This window comes from Pseudoalteromonas sp. S1610 (assembly GCF_005887465.1).
GTDB lineage: Bacteria > Pseudomonadota > Gammaproteobacteria > Enterobacterales > Alteromonadaceae > Pseudoalteromonas > Pseudoalteromonas undina.
Genome location: NZ_PNDI01000128.1, coordinates 1 through 384, shown reverse-complemented (window position 1 = coordinate 384; position 384 = coordinate 1). Strand labels below are relative to the sequence as shown.

1 protein-coding gene is annotated in these 384 nt (G+C 38.5%); it reads left to right on the top strand.

Translation table 11 applies throughout. The features are described from left to right. The coding region (locus CWB77_RS18080) for a DUF2339 domain-containing protein (protein WP_138623871.1) at positions 1 to 384 on the top strand (384 nt) is incomplete at both ends.

The following is a 384-nucleotide window of genomic DNA, read 5'->3' as shown; positions in this document are numbered from 1 at the left end:
TCATATCAAACAAATTTGCTGGAATTAGCAGATATGAATTTGTTAGCGTTATTTGTTAAAACCGACACCACGTATCAACTGGCAGGTCACTACCCTCAGCTGGTTTGTTTAAGTTTTTATGAACAAGTAATGCTCAGTTGTAACTTGCTTGCTTTAGGCTGCGTTTATTTATATCGCGCGCAAAGTGCAGGGCAGCTGGGTAAGTTATACCGCTCTGCAGGTTTTATTTTATCAGCGATAGCTGGCTTGTTGTTAATCAATACAACTTTGGATGATAATCCTTTATTAATTCGTCTTTATGTTTGTGAAACACCAATATTTAACTGGATACTTTTAATTTGGTTCGTCCCGAGCCTGCTGGCGTTATGGGTAGCGAGTTTAGTT